Origin of the sequence: Gluconobacter sp. DsW_058, from assembly GCF_002153615.1 — a bacterium.
Classification (GTDB): domain Bacteria; phylum Pseudomonadota; class Alphaproteobacteria; order Acetobacterales; family Acetobacteraceae; genus Gluconobacter; species Gluconobacter cerinus.
This window is the reverse complement of the sequence record NZ_JOPH01000002.1, coordinates 35,654-55,198: the sequence shown is the minus strand read 5'-3', so window position 1 is coordinate 55,198 and position 19,545 is coordinate 35,654. Positions and strand designations below refer to the sequence as shown.

At 56.5% G+C, this 19,545-nt stretch carries 19 protein-coding genes; 11 read left to right on the top strand and 8 right to left on the bottom strand.

What is annotated here, in order from left to right; genetic code table 11:
• The first annotated feature begins 147 nt into the window (after nucleotides 1-147).
• Entirely contained in the window at nucleotides 148-1,113 is a 966-nt protein-coding gene (locus HK24_RS01980; RefSeq protein WP_086633150.1) for a TraB/GumN family protein, read from the top strand.
• A gap of 89 nt (nucleotides 1,114-1,202) precedes the next feature.
• Nucleotides 1,203-1,982 carry a tetratricopeptide repeat protein gene (locus tag HK24_RS01975; RefSeq protein ID WP_086633100.1) on the top strand — a complete coding sequence of 260 codons (780 nt, stop codon included), beginning with the start codon at nucleotides 1,203-1,205 and terminating at the stop codon, nucleotides 1,980-1,982.
• Between the two features lie 18 nt (nucleotides 1,983-2,000).
• On the opposite strand, the gene HK24_RS01970 is transcribed toward HK24_RS01975, so the two are convergent.
• The 8 genes from HK24_RS01970 to HK24_RS01935 form a co-directional block, all read right to left on the bottom strand.
• Nucleotides 2,001-4,388, bottom strand: coding sequence for a TonB-dependent siderophore receptor (locus tag HK24_RS01970; protein ID WP_143412282.1), 2,388 nt, complete (start codon nucleotides 4,386-4,388; stop codon nucleotides 2,001-2,003).
• A gap of 217 nt (nucleotides 4,389-4,605) precedes the next feature.
• On the bottom strand, nucleotides 4,606-5,529 hold the full coding sequence (locus tag HK24_RS01965; RefSeq protein ID WP_086633099.1) for a bifunctional riboflavin kinase/FAD synthetase: 924 nt from the start codon (nucleotides 5,527-5,529) through the stop codon (nucleotides 4,606-4,608).
• Entirely contained in the window at nucleotides 5,526-6,206 is a 681-nt protein-coding gene (gene mtnC / locus HK24_RS01960; RefSeq protein ID WP_086633098.1) for an acireductone synthase, read from the bottom strand. The genes HK24_RS01965 and mtnC overlap by 4 nt, the downstream gene beginning before the upstream one ends.
• Before the next feature lie 9 nt (nucleotides 6,207-6,215).
• Nucleotides 6,216-6,770 (bottom strand): acireductone dioxygenase, encoded by a 555-nt coding sequence (locus tag HK24_RS01955; protein WP_046900271.1) that lies wholly within the window; start codon nucleotides 6,768-6,770, stop codon nucleotides 6,216-6,218.
• A gap of 3 nt (nucleotides 6,771-6,773) precedes the next feature.
• Nucleotides 6,774-7,400 carry a methylthioribulose 1-phosphate dehydratase gene (locus tag HK24_RS01950; RefSeq protein WP_086633097.1) on the bottom strand — a complete coding sequence of 209 codons (627 nt, stop codon included), beginning with the start codon at nucleotides 7,398-7,400 and terminating at the stop codon, nucleotides 6,774-6,776.
• Nucleotides 7,400-7,657, bottom strand: coding sequence for a twin-arginine translocase TatA/TatE family subunit (locus tag HK24_RS01945; RefSeq protein WP_046900273.1), 258 nt, complete (start codon nucleotides 7,655-7,657; stop codon nucleotides 7,400-7,402). Before HK24_RS01945 ends, HK24_RS01950 begins: the two co-directional genes overlap by 1 nt.
• 71 nt (nucleotides 7,658-7,728) lie before the next feature.
• Nucleotides 7,729-8,199: a CHAP domain-containing protein gene (locus HK24_RS01940; protein ID WP_046900274.1), complete on the bottom strand. Its 471-nt coding sequence runs from the start codon at nucleotides 8,197-8,199 to the stop codon at nucleotides 7,729-7,731.
• Nucleotides 8,196-8,804, bottom strand: a complete 609-nt coding sequence (locus HK24_RS01935) for a regulatory protein RecX (protein ID WP_086633148.1) — start codon at nucleotides 8,802-8,804, stop codon at nucleotides 8,196-8,198. Before HK24_RS01935 ends, HK24_RS01940 begins: the two co-directional genes overlap by 4 nt.
• Nucleotides 8,805-8,868: 64 nt before the next feature.
• Here HK24_RS01935 and HK24_RS01930 point away from each other — a divergent pair, with 64 nt between their 5' ends.
• From HK24_RS01930 to HK24_RS01890, 9 genes are all read left to right on the top strand, one after another.
• Nucleotides 8,869-10,434 (top strand): D-aminopeptidase, encoded by a 1,566-nt coding sequence (locus HK24_RS01930; protein WP_086633096.1) that lies wholly within the window; start codon nucleotides 8,869-8,871, stop codon nucleotides 10,432-10,434.
• Between the two features lie 151 nt (nucleotides 10,435-10,585).
• Nucleotides 10,586-11,788: an aspartate aminotransferase family protein gene (locus HK24_RS01925; protein ID WP_086633147.1), complete on the top strand. Its 1,203-nt coding sequence runs from the start codon at nucleotides 10,586-10,588 to the stop codon at nucleotides 11,786-11,788.
• A 41-nt stretch (nucleotides 11,789-11,829) separates the two neighbouring features.
• Nucleotides 11,830-12,759, top strand: coding sequence for an ornithine carbamoyltransferase (gene argF / locus HK24_RS01920; protein WP_198942041.1), 930 nt, complete (start codon nucleotides 11,830-11,832; stop codon nucleotides 12,757-12,759).
• Nucleotides 12,760-12,806: 47 nt separating this feature from the next.
• Nucleotides 12,807-13,688 (top strand): Hsp33 family molecular chaperone HslO, encoded by an 882-nt coding sequence (locus tag HK24_RS01915; protein ID WP_086633094.1) that lies wholly within the window; start codon nucleotides 12,807-12,809, stop codon nucleotides 13,686-13,688.
• A complete protein-coding gene (locus HK24_RS01910; RefSeq protein ID WP_086633093.1) occupies nucleotides 13,685-14,743 on the top strand; it encodes a hypothetical protein in 1,059 nt (352 codons plus the stop codon). The genes HK24_RS01915 and HK24_RS01910 overlap by 4 nt, the downstream gene beginning before the upstream one ends.
• Before the next feature lie 19 nt (nucleotides 14,744-14,762).
• Nucleotides 14,763-15,590, top strand: coding sequence for a hypothetical protein (locus tag HK24_RS01905; protein WP_086633146.1), 828 nt, complete (start codon nucleotides 14,763-14,765; stop codon nucleotides 15,588-15,590).
• 121 nt (nucleotides 15,591-15,711) lie between these two features.
• Nucleotides 15,712-16,437, top strand: coding sequence for a gluconate 2-dehydrogenase subunit 3 family protein (locus HK24_RS01900; protein WP_086633092.1), 726 nt, complete (start codon nucleotides 15,712-15,714; stop codon nucleotides 16,435-16,437).
• A 12-nt stretch (nucleotides 16,438-16,449) separates the two neighbouring features.
• Nucleotides 16,450-18,228 (top strand): GMC family oxidoreductase, encoded by a 1,779-nt coding sequence (locus HK24_RS01895; RefSeq protein WP_086633091.1) that lies wholly within the window; start codon nucleotides 16,450-16,452, stop codon nucleotides 18,226-18,228.
• Nucleotides 18,225-19,541 (top strand): cytochrome c, encoded by a 1,317-nt coding sequence (locus HK24_RS01890; protein WP_086633090.1) that lies wholly within the window; start codon nucleotides 18,225-18,227, stop codon nucleotides 19,539-19,541. Before HK24_RS01895 ends, HK24_RS01890 begins: the two co-directional genes overlap by 4 nt.
• Nucleotides 19,542-19,545: the final 4 nt, after the last annotated feature.

Sequence of the window (19,545 nt, the reverse complement as noted above, 5' to 3'; positions counted from 1 at the left end):
GTCTTCTGAGGGTAAACCGCGTCATGTTCTGCCAAAAACGCTGTTATTCAGGCCTTCAAGACAATTGAATGACAGGTCTGGTCATGGATTGTTTCAGGGGCAGAAGCATGATCTGTTTTGGCAGAAGATCTGTACGGGGGCATTTTCATGAAGACATTCTGGCTGGTTGCGATCCTGGCGATTGCTCCTTCTCTCGCGGTAGCACAGGCCCCTCGTTGTCCGGCGCCGGCAGCTGTTCCGTCCAAATCTGATCTGCCTCATCTTCTGATGACATCCCAAGACCGCGGTTTTCTGTGGAAAGCCACGAAAGATGGTCATACGTCGTGGCTGTACGGCACTGTTCATGCCTCTCGCGAAGAATGGTTGATGCCTGGGCCGCTCATACGGTCCGCCATCCTGCAAAGCCAGGCTGTTGCGCTTGAACTGAATCTGCAGGATCCCCAGACACTGGCAGCCCTTCGCAAACCCGAAGAACCAGCCAACCGTGAAAAGCTGATTGCTTCAGGGCGGAAGAAAAAACTCGATGCCCTGGCAGATGAACTCTGTATTCCCACGGCAGGCTTTGCCACTACGGCAATCGGCCTTGAAGCAGCCGGGCTTAGCGCGTCAGCTGCCCGTGCAGATGGATATTATCCCGATTATGCCGTCGACTTTGTCCTTCAAGGAATGGCGGGCAGCCTGAAAAAGGAAGTTATCGCGCTCGAAGATGTTCAGACACAGCGTAACCTCCTGATCTCCCCCAAGCTGTCCGAAGAAAACGCCTTCATTGATGAAACCATCAAGCAGATTTCCTCGGGGGAAGCGCGGAAGGATGAAGATCAGTTGATTGCGATGTGGGGGCGCAGCGATCTGACGCGACTGAACCAGTACAAACAGTGGTGCAAATGTGAGCGGACACCACAGGAGAAACGCCAGACGTTCCACATGATTGATGAGCGAAATGCAGCGATGGCCCAGAAAATCCTGACCCTTCATGATTCTGGAAAGTCCCTGTTCGTGGCAGTTGGGTCTTTACACATGGCGGGCCCACAAGGACTTCCTGCGCTCCTGAAAAAGGACGGCTTCGACGTGCAGCAGATCCTGCCTGCGCCTTCGGCAAAAACGTCGCTTTAAACAGCAGGCGCTTTGCCTGAACGACCTGGGAAGCTACAGTCCGGCAGCAGTATTTTCTGCATTCGGACAGGGTGGATGGTGACCCCGGCATGAAGCGCGTTTTCAGGAAAATCTTTTCCCGCCCACCCGAACGTGAGGCAGCCCCCCCGCTGCCGTCTCATATCGAGATCATCCGTGAGAAAGCCCTGAAAGGGCACCATCTGGAAATCGTCCAGTGGGGGCAGATCCTGCTGGAGAGCATTTATGTTCCCAAGGACCCTGTCGGGGCATTGGAATGGTTTACAATTGCCGCAAAGGCTGGGTTCGGGCCGGGGCACAATATGAGGGGCCGGTGCTTTCAATTCGGCTGGGGATGCGAAAAAGACCTTCAGGAAGCCTCCCGGTGTTATGCAGCAGCAGCTGACGCTGGAGACGAATGGGGCCGCTATAATCTGGGCATTCTGACCATGCGGGGCATCGGGCAGCCCCAGGATCTGCCAAAGGCGCTTCATCTGTTTCGAACGGCGGCGCACAAGGGCCATGCAAAATCCATGAACCTGTATGCGCGTTTTCTGGAAGAAGGCTGGGTTGTGCCCCAAGACCGCGCGGCAGCCTTGGACTGGTATCGGAAGTCAGCAGAAGGTGGAGATTACCGGGGGCAGCACAACTATGCGACGGCGCTGGTGGATGCTGGCCAGATTGACGAAGCGCTGGGCTGGTGGCGCAAGGCTGTTGTGGATGCCACGTCTGACATTCTTCTGGCGATGAACAAGAAGCTGGCTCTTCTGGGAAACAAAAGAGACCCAGCTCTGGAAACACGGGTTCAGGACCGTCTGAAAGAAATGGGCGTGCCGCTCTCCACCGAGGACGCAAAAATCAGGCCGGAATAATCCGGCCTGACATGAGGCTCAATAATTGGCCGAAATGTTGGCCAGGAACGAGCGACCAACCGCAGGTGTTGCACGGTCAGAGAACAGATTGCTGTAGTTCAGGCGGTTATCGAGGTTGTAGCCATTCATGGCGATCCGCCAGTGCTTGCCGAAATTATGGGAAATCACGGCATCCCACTCCATGGTGGCAGGAACACGCGCCGTATTGGCGGCATTGAGCCAAACCCCGTCGCGCCATGTCAGTCCGCCACCAAACGTCAGGTTCCAGGGACGATTGGGAGCGATGGTGTAGGTGGACCAGATGGTTGCCGAATTTTTCGGCGCATACTGAATACGCTTGCCAACATCCGCTGCCGTGAGAGAGCTAACCGTGGTTGCGTCGTAGTAAGCGTAGGTGCCGATCATGGTCCAGTTCTTCAGGATCTCACCGGACACACTGAGTTCGACGCCCTGATTGCGCTGCCTGTCGCTGGATGACGTGACATCACCGGTAGACGCATCCGTCTGCATGGCGTTGCCCTTCTCCAGCCTGAAAACAGACGCGGTGAAGCCCATGCGACCGTGAAAGGCGTTATATTTGGCGCCGAGCTCGTACAGGCTGCTGCGTTCCGGGCTGAATCCTTCCGTTGAGGATTTCAGGGGTTCGGTTCCGCTGGTCACATACAGTCCAAGCGGCGTCGTGGACTGGGCCCAGTTGAAATAGACCATCAGATTACTGTTTGGCGTGTACATGAGGCTGACACTGGGATTGAACGTATCCTGTGTCTGCCCATAAGAGACGCCTGCCCCGGCTTCCCCACCGTTCGCCGCGTAGTGGCTGTCCCAGTGATCCCAGCGAAAGCCACCGCGGACCGAGAACCATGACGTCAGCCAGAACTGTTCGGAGAAGAACGCCCCAACATCAGTCGCATCGCCTGTTTTGTAACGCGGTTGGCCGACCCCGGACACATTGACCAGATCGTAGCTGTATTGACTGGCAGACCCCAACAATAGACCCGGCTGCGTGGCAGAAGGGTTGAGAAGGCTTGTGGTATCGGCCTTTGTGCCATTCTGGCCGTTGAAGTTATACGCGTAGTTTGTGCGGCGGTCATAAACGTGTTCGATATCCACACCTGCAATAATCTGGTGACGGATGCTGCCGGTCGAAAATTTCGCAACGCCGGAGAACACGTCCTGCACCGACCAGTCATTCTGCTGGTAGGGCTCTGGACCGCCAAGATGGCCACGTCTGTCAACAACCGCGGCAGACGGATTGGTGAAGAAATCCGTCGCGCAGGTTGTGTCACAGCCGGGCTGGGAGGCTGAGAAATAACGGCTGTATTTGCCGCCGCGAAGGTCGTTATAGAACGTGATGTTCTTGTTCAGGTCGAACTTCAGTCGGGCCGTCAGCATATCCACACTGGAGGCGTCCTGGTCATAGGTCGTGCCATACCAGTTGTTGCGGTTGAGCCCGTATTCCGTGATGGGGACAGCAACCTTTGTTCCCGGCTTGGTAATGACAGGCACACCATAATCCGGAACGTTGTTGCTGGTCTGATGCAAGTATTCGAGGGTGAGCGTTGTACGCTTGCCCAGGCCAAAGGCGATGGATGGCGCAATACCCCAGCGGTGGGAATAGACGTCATTCCGGCCAACCGTGTTGTTCTCGTTCCCCATACCCGTGATGCGGATGGCCGTTGATTCACCGATCTGCTTATTGAAATCGAGGGTGCCGCGATAATAATCAGCGGAGCCACCTGAGAAACTGCCGCTATAGCTGTCCCCGAGGTGGGCAACCTTCGTGGTAATGTTGATCGCTCCGCCCGTCGTCCCGTTCCCGAAAACTTCCGACGATGGTCCTTTAATGACCGTGATGTGGTCGTAATCAAAGCTGTCCCGGGTATAGACGCCGAAGTCACGCAGACCATTTTCATAAATGTCGTTACTGGCTGAGAAGCCGCGGATCAGAAACTGATCTCCCGCCATTCCCCCCTCGCCCTCTCCGACAGATGCGGTGACACCCGGAACATTGCGCAAAGCCTCATCAAGGGATTTGACGTTCTGCTGCTCCATCAGGACTTTCGGCACAACGTTGATGGTCTGCGGCGTGTGCAGAACATCATCCGGGAGGCGGCTGATCCCCATCGGCGTCTGCAGAATGTTCATCGGCGAACCGACGACATGAAGATGCTCGGCCTCTGCGGCGCTGGCCTCCACACTACTAGCCTGCTGAACATCAGAATGAGGCGTTGGAACCGTAGTTGTCGGTGTTTCCTTGGGAAGAGCTGCTGCATTGCGCCGCCCTTGTGAATGGCGCGTTTTGTGATGGTGCGAGGTGGACTGGGCATGGGCGGCCGTGCCCACCAATGTCAGACCAGCGGCAAGAGAAAGTGGCCCGAGGGGCCGGATGGAATGTTTCGGGTGCATCGCATCACGATCCTGCAAAAGGATAAAAGCGATTGCCCTTAAAGCGACAATGAGAATGATTCTCAATATAGGAAAGCGAGAATTTTACATCCTTCGTCATAAATTAGACATTCAGTGATATAATTAGCACAGAGACCGCCCTGGATATGGGCATAAAAAAACAGGCTGTTCCTCACGGAACAGCCTGCTGGAAAGCTCATCAAAAATGATGCGGGTTTTAAATCTCTAGAAGACCGCGCGCCTGTTCGGCATCCTGAGCAATCTGGGCTTTGAGCTCTTCGAGCCCCGAGAAGCGCTTTTCATCTCGCAGCAGAGCAATCAGAGCGACACTCAGGGTCTTGCCGTAAAGGTCTTCCGAAAAATCAAAAAGATGAACCTCAAGACGGCTTTCCTGCCCGTCGTTGATCGTCGGGCGTCGGCCAATATTTGCCACTCCGGGGATGACACGCCCATCTGGTAGCGTCACCTGAACGGCATAAACTCCGCGTGCGGGTTCAAGATGCTGACGAAGGGGAATGTTCGCTGTGGGAAAGCCCAGAAGCCGCCCCCGCTGATCTCCATGAATAACCGGCCCGACGATTGACCATGGCCGGCCCAGTTCCAGTGCTGCCCTTTCAGGATATCCTTCCTGAAGGAGACGGCGAATGCGGCTGGATGAGATGGGGCCGCCCTCATCCACTAACTGCGGCACGATCGTCAGCCCGACACCCTTTGGCGCCAGAAGCGCTTCCAGATCGTCAGTGTTTCCGGTTCTACGGTGGCCAAAGGCAAAATCTGCGCCACAGGCGACATGACGAACACCAAGAGACCGCAGAAGAACATCCTGAACGAAGGATTCAGCGCTTAACCGTGAAAACTCTTCGTCGAAAGGAATCTGGAAAACGTGCGACACACCTTGCTCTTCCAGAGCCTTGGCGCGAACATCCGGGAGCATGAGCCGACACGGCGGGTCCTGAGGGCGAAACAGCTCTCTGGGATGCGGATCGAACGTCACGACGGACAGGGGATGGTCTGGACGTGCGGCACGGAGGCTATTCAGAAGGTGCACATGCCCGCGATGAACGCCGTCAAAATTCCCTAGAGCGGCAACTGTACCAAGGGCGTCCTTCGGGATATCTCGCCAATCAGTGTGCAGGGTCATACGGGGAGACTGAACTTCTGGGTAACGTCATTCAGATCCGCCGCGTGCGGTACGCCTTCATGCGGCACTGTCTGATCCTGTGGCCGTACAAGCTGACAGACCTTAAGGCCAGCTTCCAACGCAGCATCCAGTTCTGCTCCGATGTCAGAAAGGAAGAGAATATCTTCCGGATTCAGGCCGCAGGCTGCCGCAATTTTTGTGTATGACGCTGCGTCTTTCTTCCCACCTGTAGAAAGGTCGAAAAAGCCGTCGAACAGGGACGTCAGGTCACCCTGCTCCGTATAGCCATACAGAAGCTTCTGGGATGGAATGGAGCCGGAGGAGTACACCGCGAGACGCAGGCCGCCCTCAGACCAAGCCTTCAGGGCTGGGGGAACGTCTTTGTAGAGATCTGCCCGGAGCGTGCCATCTTCAAAACCCTGCCGCCAGGTGATGCCCTGAAGTGTTTTGAGGGGAGCCGCTTTCTCGTCCTTCGCCATCCAGTCCTGACAGACCTTCAACGGATCTTCTCCAGGATGGGAGATGGCAATATCTGCTCGTGCGGCCACAACCTGCGGGTTTGTGTGGTCTTCGATCAAAGCCGGAAGGGCCTTGGCCGCATAAGGGAACATGACGTCCCGAACGAAAGAGATCGGCAGGGTCGTGCCTTCGATATCAAGCAGGACGAGACGGATCATGTCGGACTTTCAGGAGGAAATGGAGACGTCTGCGGGGAAACGCTCGGCGATGTCATCGCCTGTATATTGAGCGATCCAGCCAGTTGTGTCGGTGAAAACGCGCAGAGCGACCACATCCGGGGACGGACCAGCATCAAACCAGTGAGGAATGCCTTCTGGCACAGAAATCAAGTCTCCGGCCGTGCAAAGAACCGAATAGATCCGACCGTGAATGTGCAGGACGAAAGCGCCCTGACCATGCACGAAGAACCGGACTTCATCTTCGCTGTGCGTATGCTCCGAGAGGAACTTCTTGCGCAACTCTGGCAGATTGGGCGTGGACGCATTGATGCGCACCACGTCTGCACTTCCCGCGCCCGTTTCACCCATCAGGGTGTCTAGGTAGGGGCGATACGCGTCCAGAATTTCGTCCGTCGTCGCGTCTTTTGCAGGCGTGACAGGCGGCGTCCAGCGTTCAAAACGGATGTTGTGCGGACGCAGGGTCTCCGCGATTTCCCCGGGGGTGGTGACGTCGAGAAGGATCGTTTCGGGGCTATCGTCCCGATAAACAGTCAGTCTGCTCATGGTTCAGCGTGCCTTCTGGAGACGGGCGAGATGGCAGGCAAGCAGGAATTCAAGCCCTTCAAGCCGCGCCAATGCTGTGAACATATCTTTACCCCAGACATAAACGCCATGACCGCGGATCAGGTAACCCAGACGCATGTCCGACAGTTTCGGAGCGACAACTGTCGAGAGACGGGCGATATCCTGATCGTTGTGAAACAGGGGTAACTCCAGGCCGGTGTCGTGCGTTGACTGGCCTTCGAAAACCTTCAGCACTTCATAGCCCGCGAGGGTGATCGCGTCTGTTGGTTCATCCATGGACAGGATGGTGGCGGCAACAGAGTGACCGTGCAGTACAGCCCCGATTGACGGATTATGTGCGTAGAGCTGGGTATGCAGCAGGGTTTCCGCACTGGCCCGCTTCGTTGGGTCCAGCGGTACGCCTTCAGGGGTGATCTGGATCACGTCCTGCTCTGTCAGGAAGCCTTTGTGCCCTCCTGACCGCGTGATGGCGATGCGGCCATCTGCCAGCCGTACGGACAGGTTGCCAGCTGTCGCTGGAACCCAGCCGCGCTGATCCATCCGCTGGCCCGCCCGGACGATTTGCCCGGCGCCCTCGGTCCATGCCGTATCAGACGTCGTATTCAACATCAGACCTGCGTGCGGTGCGTGTCGCTGTTGGTGGTCGTCTGGCTGTAACCGGGCGACTGATTGGGGGCCGAGATATGACCCGGCGCCTGATTGGCTTCAGGCGGCGTCATGTTCTCGTCTTCGCCCATGTTCTTCTTGAAGGACTTGATGCCCTTCGCGAAGTCTCCCATCAGGCCGCTGATCTTTCCACCGCCGCCAAACACGACGAGCAGGACGACCGCCAGGATCAGCCAGTGAACGGGGCTCATGCTGCCCATAATGTATTACTCCGAAAAGCCAAGGCTACACCTTCATGTGGCAAGGCTTGGGCGTTTGTGCAAGCGTTCGCTCAGGACGCATCATCCGGACCGGAGGCCGAAACGAAGCCATAGGTTGGATAGGCTCGGCGCCCCAGGCCGTGAATGGGTGCCCACCAGACCCGGACGAGTGTCCAGTCATGACGGGGTGAAACATCCGTGATGGGAACATTGCGATCAATGCGTCCCGGTTCCCAGTTAGCATGATCTACGAGGATCGTGTTTGAAGAAATCTGTCTGCGCACGATGGAAACGTGTCCGCTCGGTACACGGGACGTTGCCCGGAAGACCAGAACAGAGCCTGCGATGGGGGCATGGCTTCTGGCATAATGCCCCGCAGACTGGCGCCACCAAGAGGCAGCATCTCCCCGCAACTGAAGACCTGTTCGGGAGCGGGCATAAGGCGCGCACTGGAGTGGCCCATTGAAACTGGCACGACTGTATTCGCGACTACCGCCACAGGCTGTGAGCGACAGCAGCAGGCAGAGTGCCAGTTTTTTCATGGGCGGCTCCGGAAGGCGATGATGCGGTCTTCTGCTTCTTCAGTGTCCATTTCCAAAGCTGTTTGCACGACATCCCTGGAAAAACCATTGCGCGCAAAGATTCCCATAACGCGAACCAAGTCCTCTTGCGGACGGTCCGGGCGGCAGAAGGGACCAACGCGACGTTTACGCGCCAGAACGAGCGCAGCCGCCAGTTCTGCCTCCCGCGCCGTCTCGTCTGATCTTTCACCCAGCGATTCGTTGAGCGCTTCCTGCGTGGTCGTCTGATCAACGCCCTTCGTGGCCAGATGTGCGGCGACAGCCCGGCGAGATCGTCCGGTCCGGGTCAGGTTCAGAGCGCGGGAACGGGCGAATCCGGCATCATTGACGGCTCCGAGTTCTGTCATGGCGACAATGACGTCTTCCACGGCAGGTCGAAGAGTTCTGATTGTGGCTTCGGCATCTTCTTCAGGCAGCCCGGCATGCACGGCTCGCGTGCCCCAGCGCCGAAGACGACGTTCCAGCGTCTGGCGCAGACTATGCTCGGTTGTGGCAAAGCGAGCCACGTGGGCCAGGGCCATTTCGCGCAGTGCCTTGAAATCAGGTGCTGTTGGTATGTCCTCCATAGTGGATGAGTATGCTGCGAAGAGGGCATTTACGGCAAGATCGGATAGGGTCATCATTCGACCCATGAGCGACTCTCTTTCAGCCCGCCTCGAGGCGGCTGTCTCCGCCCTTCCTGTCCGTTTTCCTGGCCCCGGTGGGGCTGTGGCTGTCGTGAAAGATGGCGAGGTTCTTGTCCGTCACACATGGGGCTACGCCAATGCGGAGCGGCGCCTGCCGTTCACCCCGTCTTCCCTGTTCCGCATGTGCTCCATCACGAAGCAGTTCACCTGTGGCGTATTGCTGGATCTTTTCCAGGACCCGGCGGAACTGGATGGAGATGTGGACGACCGGTTGCCGCAACTGGATGAGCCCGCGCCAGGCGCGCTTCACCTTGCACACAACCAGTCAGGCCTGCGTGACTACTGGGCTGTGGCGATGTTGCATGGCGCACCAGTCGAAGGATTTTTCGGGGATCGGGAAGGACGTCGCGTTATTGATGGCACGCGTACGCTCCAGTTCCAGCCTGGTACATCTTACTCCTATGTGAACCAGAACTTCCGCCTGCTGTCTGACATTCTGGAAGACAGAACAGGGCGGAATTTTGCTGAACTGCTTCAGACGTCCATTTTCAATCCCGTGGGCATGGAACGGGCCATTCTGGCCGCCGAAACACGCGCCATGCCGGACGGGACTGTTGGATATGAAGGAACCGTGGAGAGCGGCTTCCGCCCGGCTGTCAATAACATCTGGTGGACCGGGGATGCAGGTCTGGGCGCATCGCTGGATGACATGATTGCCTGGGAGCGTTTCATTGATGCGACGCGCGATGATCCTGACGGGCTTTACAACCGTCTGACAACGCCGGTGACCTTCCGTGATGGTGAAGCCGCGCCTTACGGATTTGGACTGCAACGGACATCACTTTTCGGGCGTGATGTGACGATGCATGGCGGCGCCCTAAGAGGCTGGCGGTCCCACAGACTGCACGTCGCATCTGAGCGCCTGTCTATTGTTGTGATGTTCAATCATATGTCGCCTGCACAGGTTGCAGCGGGACAGATCCTGGCAGCAGCACTGGGTGTTCCCTACGAGCCGGATCGGACCACACAGCCGCCTCATGAATTGTACGGCACCTTAATTGAGCGAGAAACGGGGCTATCCGCGCGAATCGAGCCCGCTCCCGGCGGAGCCAAGCTTCGATATCTGATGGTACCGGAGATGCTGGAAGGTGTTTCCGCCTCGCGGGCTGAAACACCGAGCGTCCAGATTGTTCGTCAGGGAGACGAAATGCGGATGGAGCGGCCGGGTGAAAACCGCGTGGGCATTCTCACCGCCTGTGACGAAACTGCCGGTGAAGACATCGAAGCACTTGAAGGCGTTTATCGCTGTGAGGAGCTGGATGAGGCGGAAGTCACCATCGAACTGGCAGGTGGCGTGGTCTATGGCGGTTTCTCAGGCTTTCTGGGCAATGGCCGGATGGAACCGCTTCAAAGGCTGGCACGGGACGTCTGGGTTTTGCCGTGCCCTCGGGCGCTTGATCATACGGCGCCGGGCGACTGGACGCTGCTGTTCGAACGGGATTCTTCAGGCGTCAACACGGTGAAGGTCGGATGCTGGCTGGCGCGGGATCTGGTTTACAGGCGCGCCTGACAACCGTTCTTTCCCCGCAAGGGGTTTGACGGATCGCATTTCTGCCGCACAGTATGTGTCTGCGGAATCTTTGGCCCTGCCCCGGGCGACCGGGGCAGGGTTTTCCGATTCTGCAGCTTTCATTCACCCTGATCCAGGATCGACGATCATCATGATCTCCTCCCTCATGCCCAATTACAAACGTGCCGACCTTGCTTTCGAGCAGGGCGAAGGCGTCTGGCTGACGGCATCGGACGGGCGACGATATCTGGATTTCGGGGCTGGCATTGCCGTCTCTTCGCTGGGCCACGGCCACCCGAAGCTGGTGAAGACCATTGCGGATCAGGCCGCGAAGGTCATGCACGTCTCGAACCTCTACCGTATTCCGCAGGCTGAAAAGCTGGCGGATCTTCTGGTGAAGAACTCATTCGCGGACTCTGTGCTGTTCTGCAACTCGGGCGCTGAAGCGAACGAGGGCATGGTGAAGATGATCCGTCGGGCGCAGTTCGAGAACGGCCATCCCGAGCGTACGCGAATTCTTTGCTTTGATGGCGCGTTTCACGGTCGGACATTGGCCATGATTTCTGCGACCGGAAATCCTGCATACCAAAAGGGGTTTGGGCCTGTTGTTGAAGGGTTCGATCATGCGCCGTTCAACAATACCAATACCCTGCGCGCAGCTATTACGCCGGAAACTGCCGGTATTATCGTGGAGCCCATCCAGGGTGAAAGCGGCATTAAGCCAGCGTCCGAAGTCTTCATGAAGGCCTTGCGCGCAGTCTGTGACGAGCACGGCATCTATCTTGGCTTCGACGAAGTCCAGACCGGTGTTGGCCGAACAGGAAAGCTGTTTGCACATGAGTGGTATGGCATCAAGCCGGACGTCATTTCCATTGCCAAAGGCATTGGTGGCGGCTTCCCGCTCGGGGCTGTTCTCGCAACGGAAGAGCTGGCCAAACATCTGACACCCGGTTCTCACGGAACGACGTTTGGCGGCAATCCCTTGGCTTGTGCCGCAGGAACGACAGTTCTGGAAGAAGTTCTCAGCCCCGGCTTTCTGGCGCATGTCTGCGCGGTTGGAGAGGCCTTCGACGGCATGCTGCGGGATGTCGTGAAGCGTTCACCAGGCGTTTTTGACGATGTCCGCGGCATGGGTCTGATGCGTGGTCTGCACTGCGTTCCGCCTGTTGGAGAGGTGATGCCACTCGTAACGGCCGCAGGGCTTCTGACCGTTGGTGCGGGCGATAATGTGCTGCGTCTGGTGCCTCCGTTGATCGTGACGGAAGAAGACTGCCAGGAAGCCTGCAAGAAATTGATCGAAGCTGCCGAAGCATATGTAGCAGCCCATAAGAAAGAACAGGAGAACGTGTCGTGAGTCTGGCAATTGCCCCCCGGACAGCAGGAACGGACCAGCAGATGCCACGGCATTTTCTTGATATTCGCGATTTCAGCAGCGACGTAATCCGACAGATCATTGATCTGTCGGCCCGCATCAAGGCACTCCAGAATAATCGTAAAAATCCGCTACATCCGGACCGTCCTCTTGAAGGGCGTACGCTCGGACTGATGCTGGCACAGCCTTCCACCCGTACACGTGTTTCATTCGAAGTGGGTATGGGGCAGTTGGGTGGCCAGGTGTCTGTCCTGTCGCCGGGCGATATGCAGCTTGGCCGCGGGGAAACCATTGCAGACACGGCGCGCGTTCTGTCGCGCTTTCTGGACGTAATTGTTCTGCGAACGGGCACGGACGAGAACCTGCGCGAACTGGCAAAGTGGAGCACGGTTCCGGTCATTAACGGTCTGACGCCGGTCTCCCATCCTATTCAGATTCTGGCAGACGTGCTGACATTTGAAGAGCATCGTGGCCCGATTGCGGGAAAGACGCTTGCGTGGATTGGGGACGGCAACAACGTAGCCACTTCCCTGATGGAAGCGGCAGCTCTGCTCAAATTCAATGTTCGTCTGGCAACGCCTGAGGGTTTCGCGCCCAGTGAGCGTGCTGTTGCCTGGGCACGCCAGAATGGTGCCTCCATCGAGGTCTTCCAGAACCCTGCCGAGGCTGTCTCCGGTGCAGATGCCGTCCTCACGGACACCTGGGTCAGCATGGGCGACAAGGACCGCGAACAGCGTCTTGAAGCGTTCCGCCCTTATCAGGTGGATGCAGCCCTTATGGCAAAAGCTGCACCCGATGCCCTGTTCCTTCACTGCCTGCCTGCCCATATCGGGGAAGAAGTGACTGCCGAGGTGTTCGAAAGCCCGGCGTCTGTTGTTTTTGACGAGGCGGAAAACCGCCTTCATACGCAAAAGGGCCTGCTTCTCTGGGCTCTTGGAAGAGAGAACGGGTGATCGATACACCGCCATTCCTTGACAGGGGACGCCCCAACGTCCCGAACATGGTTGTTTCAGGGGGGATTGTGCCATTTCATCTGGCACAGTCTCCCGTCCGCGGACGCCTGATTCGACTTGGAGCGCTGGCAGACGCCATCCTGTCACGGCATGATCTCCCTGATGCTGTCCTGACCATGGGTGGGCAGGCTCTTGCATTGGTTGCGGGCATGGCGTCTGCCTTGAAATTCAAGGGATCTTTCTCCCTTCAGATCAAGGGAGATGGCCCTGTCTCCATGCTGCTGGCTGATGCCACAGATACAGGCGATCTGCGTTTTACGGCCCGACTTGCGGAAGATGCTGACCCTGCAGCGCTACCGACATCCCCCAAAGAATTGCTTGGTAACGGTTACCTCGCCTTCACGATCGACCAAGGGGCGGATATGGACCGCCATCAGGGTATCGTGGAGCTGACGGGCGAGACCCTTTCTGAGATGGCCGTCCACTATTTTCAGACCAGCGAACAGCATGACTGCTGGATCCGGCTGTTCTGCCTCAAGACGGTTGACGGCTGGAGCGCCAGTGCCCTGGTGCTAGAACGGATCGCAGATGAAGGCGGCATCGAGAATGATGCTCAGGCTGAGGATGCCTGGGAAACGGCCTGCACATTTGCCGAAACATTGCGGGACCAGGAAATTTTTGACGAAACGCTCGAAAGTGGTGATCTGATCCATCGTCTGTTCGGGACGTTAGACGTTCAGATTGCTACACCACGCGCTCTGGCTTACGGCTGCCGCTGCTCCCGGGCACGACTTGCCTCAGTTCTGGAGCGTTTTGGCGAAGACGATCTGGATCACATGGTAGAAAACGGTGCCATCACGATGAACTGTGAGTTCTGCAATGTCGGCTTCCGTTTCACTCGTGATGAGCTTGGAGAAAAACCTGCATGACGCGTCCACTGCTCGACGGAATCAGGATCGACGGCCTTCCCGTCGAACAGCTTTATCCAGGTTGGATAGCTTTGGAGCGCCACCCGGTTGTTGGCCAGTTCGAAGTTATTCTCTTTCAGGATCAGGACAGCGGACGACAAGCCTGCTGGTGGATTGAGGCTGGAGCCTACAAGGGCAGCCATGTCATGGCGCTTCGTCCAGATGTACAAGATCGCCTTCTGACGGGCATGGACTCGGTATTCTGGCCACTGGCGGAAGGCGTTCTTGGTGGTGACATCCGGGACGATGCCACCTCTTTTAGAACTGACCTTCCTTCAACAGCTTTTCGGGAGCTGTCGGGCCTCTGGCTGGGACGACATGCGCCCCATGCAATTTTCATTGCTGCCGGACATGCGGACAGCGGCGAAGCCCTGACCTGCCCTGATGGAAAGCCCGTGGCTGAAGGGCGGATGAAAGCGCTTCTTTCAGCTCGCAGAGGAACGGACGTTCTGGTCGTGTCCTCTCCGTTTTCTGCAATGCCTGTACGGGCGCAGATTGAAATGAAGCTGGGCACAGCAACTGCTTATCGCTTCCACGATGCACTGGAAAATTCAGTTTTCTACCTTGTGTGGAACGAAGCAACACCGGGAAACCGTCCATCATTTTACTATCCAGGAGGCCCACTCCTGATTAGTGACGACCCGTCAGGACCGCTGATTCCTGGCTGGATTTTAGAATGGTTTGCACGACATTCCGGACATGCCGATGTCATCAGAGCTGCACGTCCTTTCCTTCCGGAAGACTTTGGTGTCGGTCAGGCGTCTTCGCTACGGACGCCCCGCGTTCCTCAGGCGGCTCCGGCTCCGGCTCCGACGGTTGTGAAACCGACTGATCCTAAGCCAGAAAAGCCTTCTGATAACGGTCCGGAAGTGACGGAAATTCGGGAATCAGAGCCTGTTCAACGTCGGTCTTTTTTGCCGGAGCTTCCGTTGGAGCCGCCTCCGGTATTACAGTCACCGCACAAGAAGGGGCTGTTCGGGCGTTTCAAGAGCCTATTGGGCCGCGACGACCAATAAGATCATGGGGAATAGCGTGATGGGTGTACGGTACTGGTTCGGAGCAGTCGCTCTGGGATTATCACTTGGTCTTGCGGGTTGTGCAGATGATGAGCCAGCGCAGACATTCCCTCCCGCAGACTACAGCTATTTGTCGCAGTTGCACCTGAATGTGGCGACAATCAACATTCAGGATGAAGCTGTTCCGGCCCCAGGTTCCCTGAGTTCGAAAGCCCCTACGCCCCCCGATCAGGCCCTGAAACAAATGGCTAACCAACGACTGGTTGCCAGTGGACAGCAGGGTCAGGCAGCATTCATCATTAAACAGGCCTACATTTCTTCAGAGGGCGAGAATGCGATCTCAGGCGCCCTGGATGTGCAGCTGAATATTGCCGATGCGGGAAATCTGCATACGGGATATATCCATGCACGGATCAGCCGAAAGCTCGACACCGGCACCAAAAGCGCTACATCCCGCGCTTCTCTCTATGCCCTGACCAATCAGATGATGCAGGACATGAATGTTGAGCTTGAGTTTCAGGTCCGTAAAAAACTCATGAGCTGGATGACAGATGCGGTAGGAAACCCTCTGGTTGATGGCGGCGTGAAGCAACAGGCTCTTGATGGACCAGGCAGTACCGCATCAGCTGCTCCCGCCAAGCCTGTCACACAGGATGTTCCAGCCGCAGTCACAAATACGCCAAGCGTTGCTGCCCCCGTTCAATCCAGCATTCCAGATGCAATTTTCCCGACGGGCGCAGGGGATGACAGCACAGCCCCTGTAACAGCAGCACCGAAGCAGAAGTCTCCTCCTGCAGGCGTTCTGCAACTTCCATCCAATGGAAAGGCCAGCGATTCAGCAGGGTAAATAGCGCTCATCGCTAAATGATGATCGAAAGTTCTCTGGCATTGCGACCTCTACCCGTCCTATGGGGGTCTGATATCTTTTATTCCGGATATGTTTGTTTTCCGAATATGACCCTACCCTTATGCTGGAGAACAGTGTGCCTTCGACGGAACCGACCGTGACCCGCCCTCTTCGCCGCAGTTTTGTCAAAGGCCTGCTTGGGTCCACATCCTTCTGGATGGTTGGGGGCCATGCCCACTGGGCTGAAGCCCTGGCTGAAGAATCCAAACAGCCATACCACCCTTCCTTCTTCACACCTGACGAGTACCGCCTGCTGGAATCCGCTACGGAACGGCTTTTTCCACAGGATCAGCATGGACCAGGTGCGCGCGCCTTGGGTGTTGCAGAATTCATAGATCGTCAGATGGAAACGCCTTACGCGCAGGGAAACAACTGGTATATGTCAGCCCCTTTCGTACAGGGCCCGGCTAATCTCGGTTATCAGCTGCCGTTTGTGCCGCGCGATTTGTATCGCAAAGGCCTTCAGGGACTGGACGCCTATACCCGCCAGCAACATGGAAAATCCTTTCCGGATCTTCCTGTGGCAGAGCAGGACGCTATTCTGACGGCACTGGAGGGCGGCTCTGTCTCGTTGGGAGATATTCCTGGCCGGGTTTTCTTCGAGCAACTCCGAACCAATACCCTTGAGGGTGTATTCTCTGATCCTCTTTATGGTGGCAACAGAGGGCTGGGCGGGTGGCGGATGCTGGGCTTCCCGGGTGCTCGGGCCGATTTCATGGACTGGGTCAATCAGGACGGCGCAGCCTATCCGTTTGGTCCGGTTTCCATCTCAGGTGAAACGGCCTGAGGGGCTTAAATCATGACAAAAAAACACGTAGATGCCATCGTGGTCGGAGCTGGCTGGGCTGGTGCGATCATGGCGAAAGAACTGACCGAAGCCGGACTGTCGGTCATCATGCTGGAACGCGGCTCCGAGCGTACGACGCCCGTAGAAGGCGCTTACCCGGAGTCCATTGATGAACTGCGGGGGGCAATTCGTAAACGCCTCTTCCAGAATCTTTCCCAGACGACAGTCACGGTCCGCAATACAATTGATCAAACTGCACTGCCCTATCGTCAGTTAGCAGCATTCCTGCCAGGCGAAGGCGTTGGGGGAGCGGGGCTTCACTGGTCAGGCGTCCATTTTCGCGCTTCTCCAGAAGATCTCAGGCTTCGTAGTTCAGTAGTAGAGCGTTACGGCGAGAAGTTCATTCCTGAGGACATGAACCTTCAGGACTACGGCGTGACCTATGCGGAGTTGGAACCTTTTTTCGACAAGGCCGAAAAGGTTTTCGGAACATCTGGCGAAGCCTATCGGGTCAACGGCAAAATTGTCGGAAACGGTAATATCTTTGATGGAGACCGGTCGGATAATTTCCCGCTCCCGGCCATGAAAGACACCTTCACCGCCTCTACCTTTCGGGATGCGGCATCCCAGGTGGGCTATCATCCCTATTCCCTACCCGCAGCCAATGCATCCCGCCAGTATACGAACCCGTACGGCTGCCAGATGGGGCCCTGCAATTTTTGCGGGTATTGCAGCGGGTATGATTGCTACCTCTACTCAAAAGCATCCCCGAACGTGAACGTTCTGCCTGCCCTCCGGCAGGACCCTCGGTTCACTCTTATTTCCGATGCGCACGTTCTTCGTGTCGACTTGGACAGCACCAAGAGCAAGGCAACCGGTGTCACGTATCTGGAGACGAAAACGCAGAAAGAAGTTTCCCTCTCCGCTGACCTCGTCATTCTGAGTGCGTTTCAGTTTCATAACGTCCATCTGATGCTCCTCTCGGGCATCGGAAAGCCGTATGATCCTGTTCAGAACACAGGCACAGTTGGGCGGAACTTCGTTTACCAGACCATTACGTCGTCGCGCATCTGGCTTCCACCGTCCAAATATACCAACCAGTTCATTGGTGCAGGCGGCGTTGGTGTCGCATTTGATGACTTCAACAGCATGAATTTTGATCATGGCCCGCTTGGCTTCATCGGAGGGTCTCCGGTGTGGGTCAATCAGGCCGGAACGAAGCCGATTGCCGCAGCCATCGGGACAGGCGGCGGAGGCACACCACGATGGGGCTCAGCGTATAAAGGCGCTCTCATCGACAGTTATAAGCACTCTATCGGGGTGGATGCACATGGCAGCAACATGGCCTACCGGGATGTTTATCTAGACTTGGACCCGACATGGAAAGACGCTTACGGCCTGCCTTTGCTTCGCATGACCTTCACGTGGAAAGATAACGATATCCGCATGAACCAGTACGTTGTCAGCAAGATCGAACCACTGGCAAAAGCCATGGGCGCCACGAAGACCAATCTCGTTCATCTCAATGCTGGCCAACCTTTTGACACGCGTCACTATCAAACCACTCATCTCGGCGGCGGCGCAGTTATGGGAACAGATCCCAAAACAAGCGCGCTCAACCGCTACCTTCAAAGCTGGGATGTTTCGAACGTGTTTGTGATCGGCTCCAATGCTTTTCCGCAAGGGATGGGATATAACCCCACAGGCACAGTCGCGGCCCTTGCCTATTGGGCGGCCTATCACATCCGTACAACCTATCTGAAATCTCCTGGTCCATTGGTGAAGGCATGAAATTTTTTCCTTTTCTGGCCTTTACCAGCAGCGTTCTGTTCTTCAGTTATGATGCCTCAGCCAATGATGAAAAATCTGCCCTGATCGAAGAAGGCCGCTATCTTGCCGCCGCTTCTGATTGCGCAGCCTGCCATTCAATCCATGGAAAACCGGAATATTCCGGAGGAGTGTCGTTTTCTCTTCCGATCGGTACAGTTCATTCCACGAACATTACCCCCGATATGGTGCACGGGATCGGCAAATATTCAGAAGCCGAATTTGGAAAAGCCCTGCGAGAAGGCATCCGCCGAGATGGTGCAACGCTTTATCCCGCAATGCCCTATCCATCCTATGCCCGCCTGACAGATCATGACGTTCACGCGCTTTACACTTATTTCCACGACGGTGTTGAGGCATCATCCGTCGCAACACCGGAAAATGGTATTCGCTGGCCGCTTTCCATGCGTTGGCCGCTGACATTCTGGCGCTGGATGTTCTCTCCTGCCCCAGTCAAGGCTCAAGCCAAAACGCTTCAGACATTTACAGATCCACAGATAGCCCGCGGAGCTTATCTGGTGGAAGGTCCAGCACATTGTGGGGCCTGCCACTCGCCACGTGGCCTTGCAATGCAGGAAAAAGCTCTTACAGCGGCCGATAGCGAGGCCTTTCTGTCAGGTGGAGTAGCTGTCGATGGATGGGTCCCAACCTCGCTTCGTCAGGAAAACCGAACTGGCTTAGGTCGATGGAGCGAAGAGGACATCGTCGCGTTTCTTAAGACCGGACGAAACATGCAGGGAGAAAGTTTTGGTGCCATGACGTCTGCCATTGTTCACGGCACGCAGCATCTTTCTGCCGCAGATCTTCTTGCGATGGCCAAATATCTGCGCACTCTCAAGCCTTACGACAAGACGCAGAAAAACTGGGTCTATGACCCCGCATCCACCAGTGCTCTGCGTAGAGCAGATGTTTCCGCGCGAGGTGCCAAAGTCTATATCGATAATTGTGCAGCCTGCCACAGAACAGACGGCAAGGGATATCCTGCCGTCTTTCCACCGCTTGCGGGCAACCCTGTTGTCATGGGAGAAAATCCGGCGTCACTCGTTCACATCATTCAGAGTGGGGCAACATTACCCAAGACCGAGACAGCCCCTTCTGCCTTTACGATGCCGGATTTCATGCATCGCCTCAGCGATCAGCAGATCGCAGATGTCACAACGTTTATCCGTCATGCATGGGGAAACAACGCACCTGCTGTCAGCCGAGAGGACGTTGTAAATCTGAAAAAAGACATGCCGCCGCGCAATATGGTGGACGGCGAAATTTCATTGAATTGAGTCT

Coding starts and splice junctions, on each gene's coding strand:
- HK24_RS01925 (WP_086633147.1), top strand. CDS start 10,586: ATGATCTCCTCCCTCATGCCCAATTACAAACGTGCCGACCTTGCTTTC.
- HK24_RS01930 (WP_086633096.1), top strand. CDS start 8,869: ATGAGCGACTCTCTTTCAGCCCGCCTCGAGGCGGCTGTCTCCGCCCTT.
- HK24_RS01975 (WP_086633100.1), top strand. CDS start 1,203: ATGAAGCGCGTTTTCAGGAAAATCTTTTCCCGCCCACCCGAACGTGAG.
- HK24_RS01895 (WP_086633091.1), top strand. CDS start 16,450: ATGACAAAAAAACACGTAGATGCCATCGTGGTCGGAGCTGGCTGGGCT.
- HK24_RS01945 (WP_046900273.1), bottom strand. CDS start 7,657: ATGGGCAGCATGAGCCCCGTTCACTGGCTGATCCTGGCGGTCGTCCTG.
- HK24_RS01910 (WP_086633093.1), top strand. CDS start 13,685: ATGACGCGTCCACTGCTCGACGGAATCAGGATCGACGGCCTTCCCGTC.
- HK24_RS01980 (WP_086633150.1), top strand. CDS start 148: ATGAAGACATTCTGGCTGGTTGCGATCCTGGCGATTGCTCCTTCTCTC.
- HK24_RS01915 (WP_086633094.1), top strand. CDS start 12,807: ATGGTTGTTTCAGGGGGGATTGTGCCATTTCATCTGGCACAGTCTCCC.
- HK24_RS01955 (WP_046900271.1), bottom strand. CDS start 6,770: ATGAGCAGACTGACTGTTTATCGGGACGATAGCCCCGAAACGATCCTT.
- HK24_RS01970 (WP_143412282.1), bottom strand. CDS start 4,388: ATGCACCCGAAACATTCCATCCGGCCCCTCGGGCCACTTTCTCTTGCC.
- HK24_RS01950 (WP_086633097.1), bottom strand. CDS start 7,400: ATGTTGAATACGACGTCTGATACGGCATGGACCGAGGGCGCCGGGCAA.
- HK24_RS01900 (WP_086633092.1), top strand. CDS start 15,712: ATGCTGGAGAACAGTGTGCCTTCGACGGAACCGACCGTGACCCGCCCT.
- HK24_RS01890 (WP_086633090.1), top strand. CDS start 18,225: ATGAAATTTTTTCCTTTTCTGGCCTTTACCAGCAGCGTTCTGTTCTTC.
- argF (WP_198942041.1), top strand. CDS start 11,830: ATGCCACGGCATTTTCTTGATATTCGCGATTTCAGCAGCGACGTAATC.
- HK24_RS01965 (WP_086633099.1), bottom strand. CDS start 5,529: ATGACCCTGCACACTGATTGGCGAGATATCCCGAAGGACGCCCTTGGT.
- HK24_RS01940 (WP_046900274.1), bottom strand. CDS start 8,199: ATGAAAAAACTGGCACTCTGCCTGCTGCTGTCGCTCACAGCCTGTGGC.
- HK24_RS01935 (WP_086633148.1), bottom strand. CDS start 8,804: ATGGAGGACATACCAACAGCACCTGATTTCAAGGCACTGCGCGAAATG.
- HK24_RS01905 (WP_086633146.1), top strand. CDS start 14,763: ATGGGTGTACGGTACTGGTTCGGAGCAGTCGCTCTGGGATTATCACTT.
- mtnC (WP_086633098.1), bottom strand. CDS start 6,206: ATGATCCGTCTCGTCCTGCTTGATATCGAAGGCACGACCCTGCCGATC.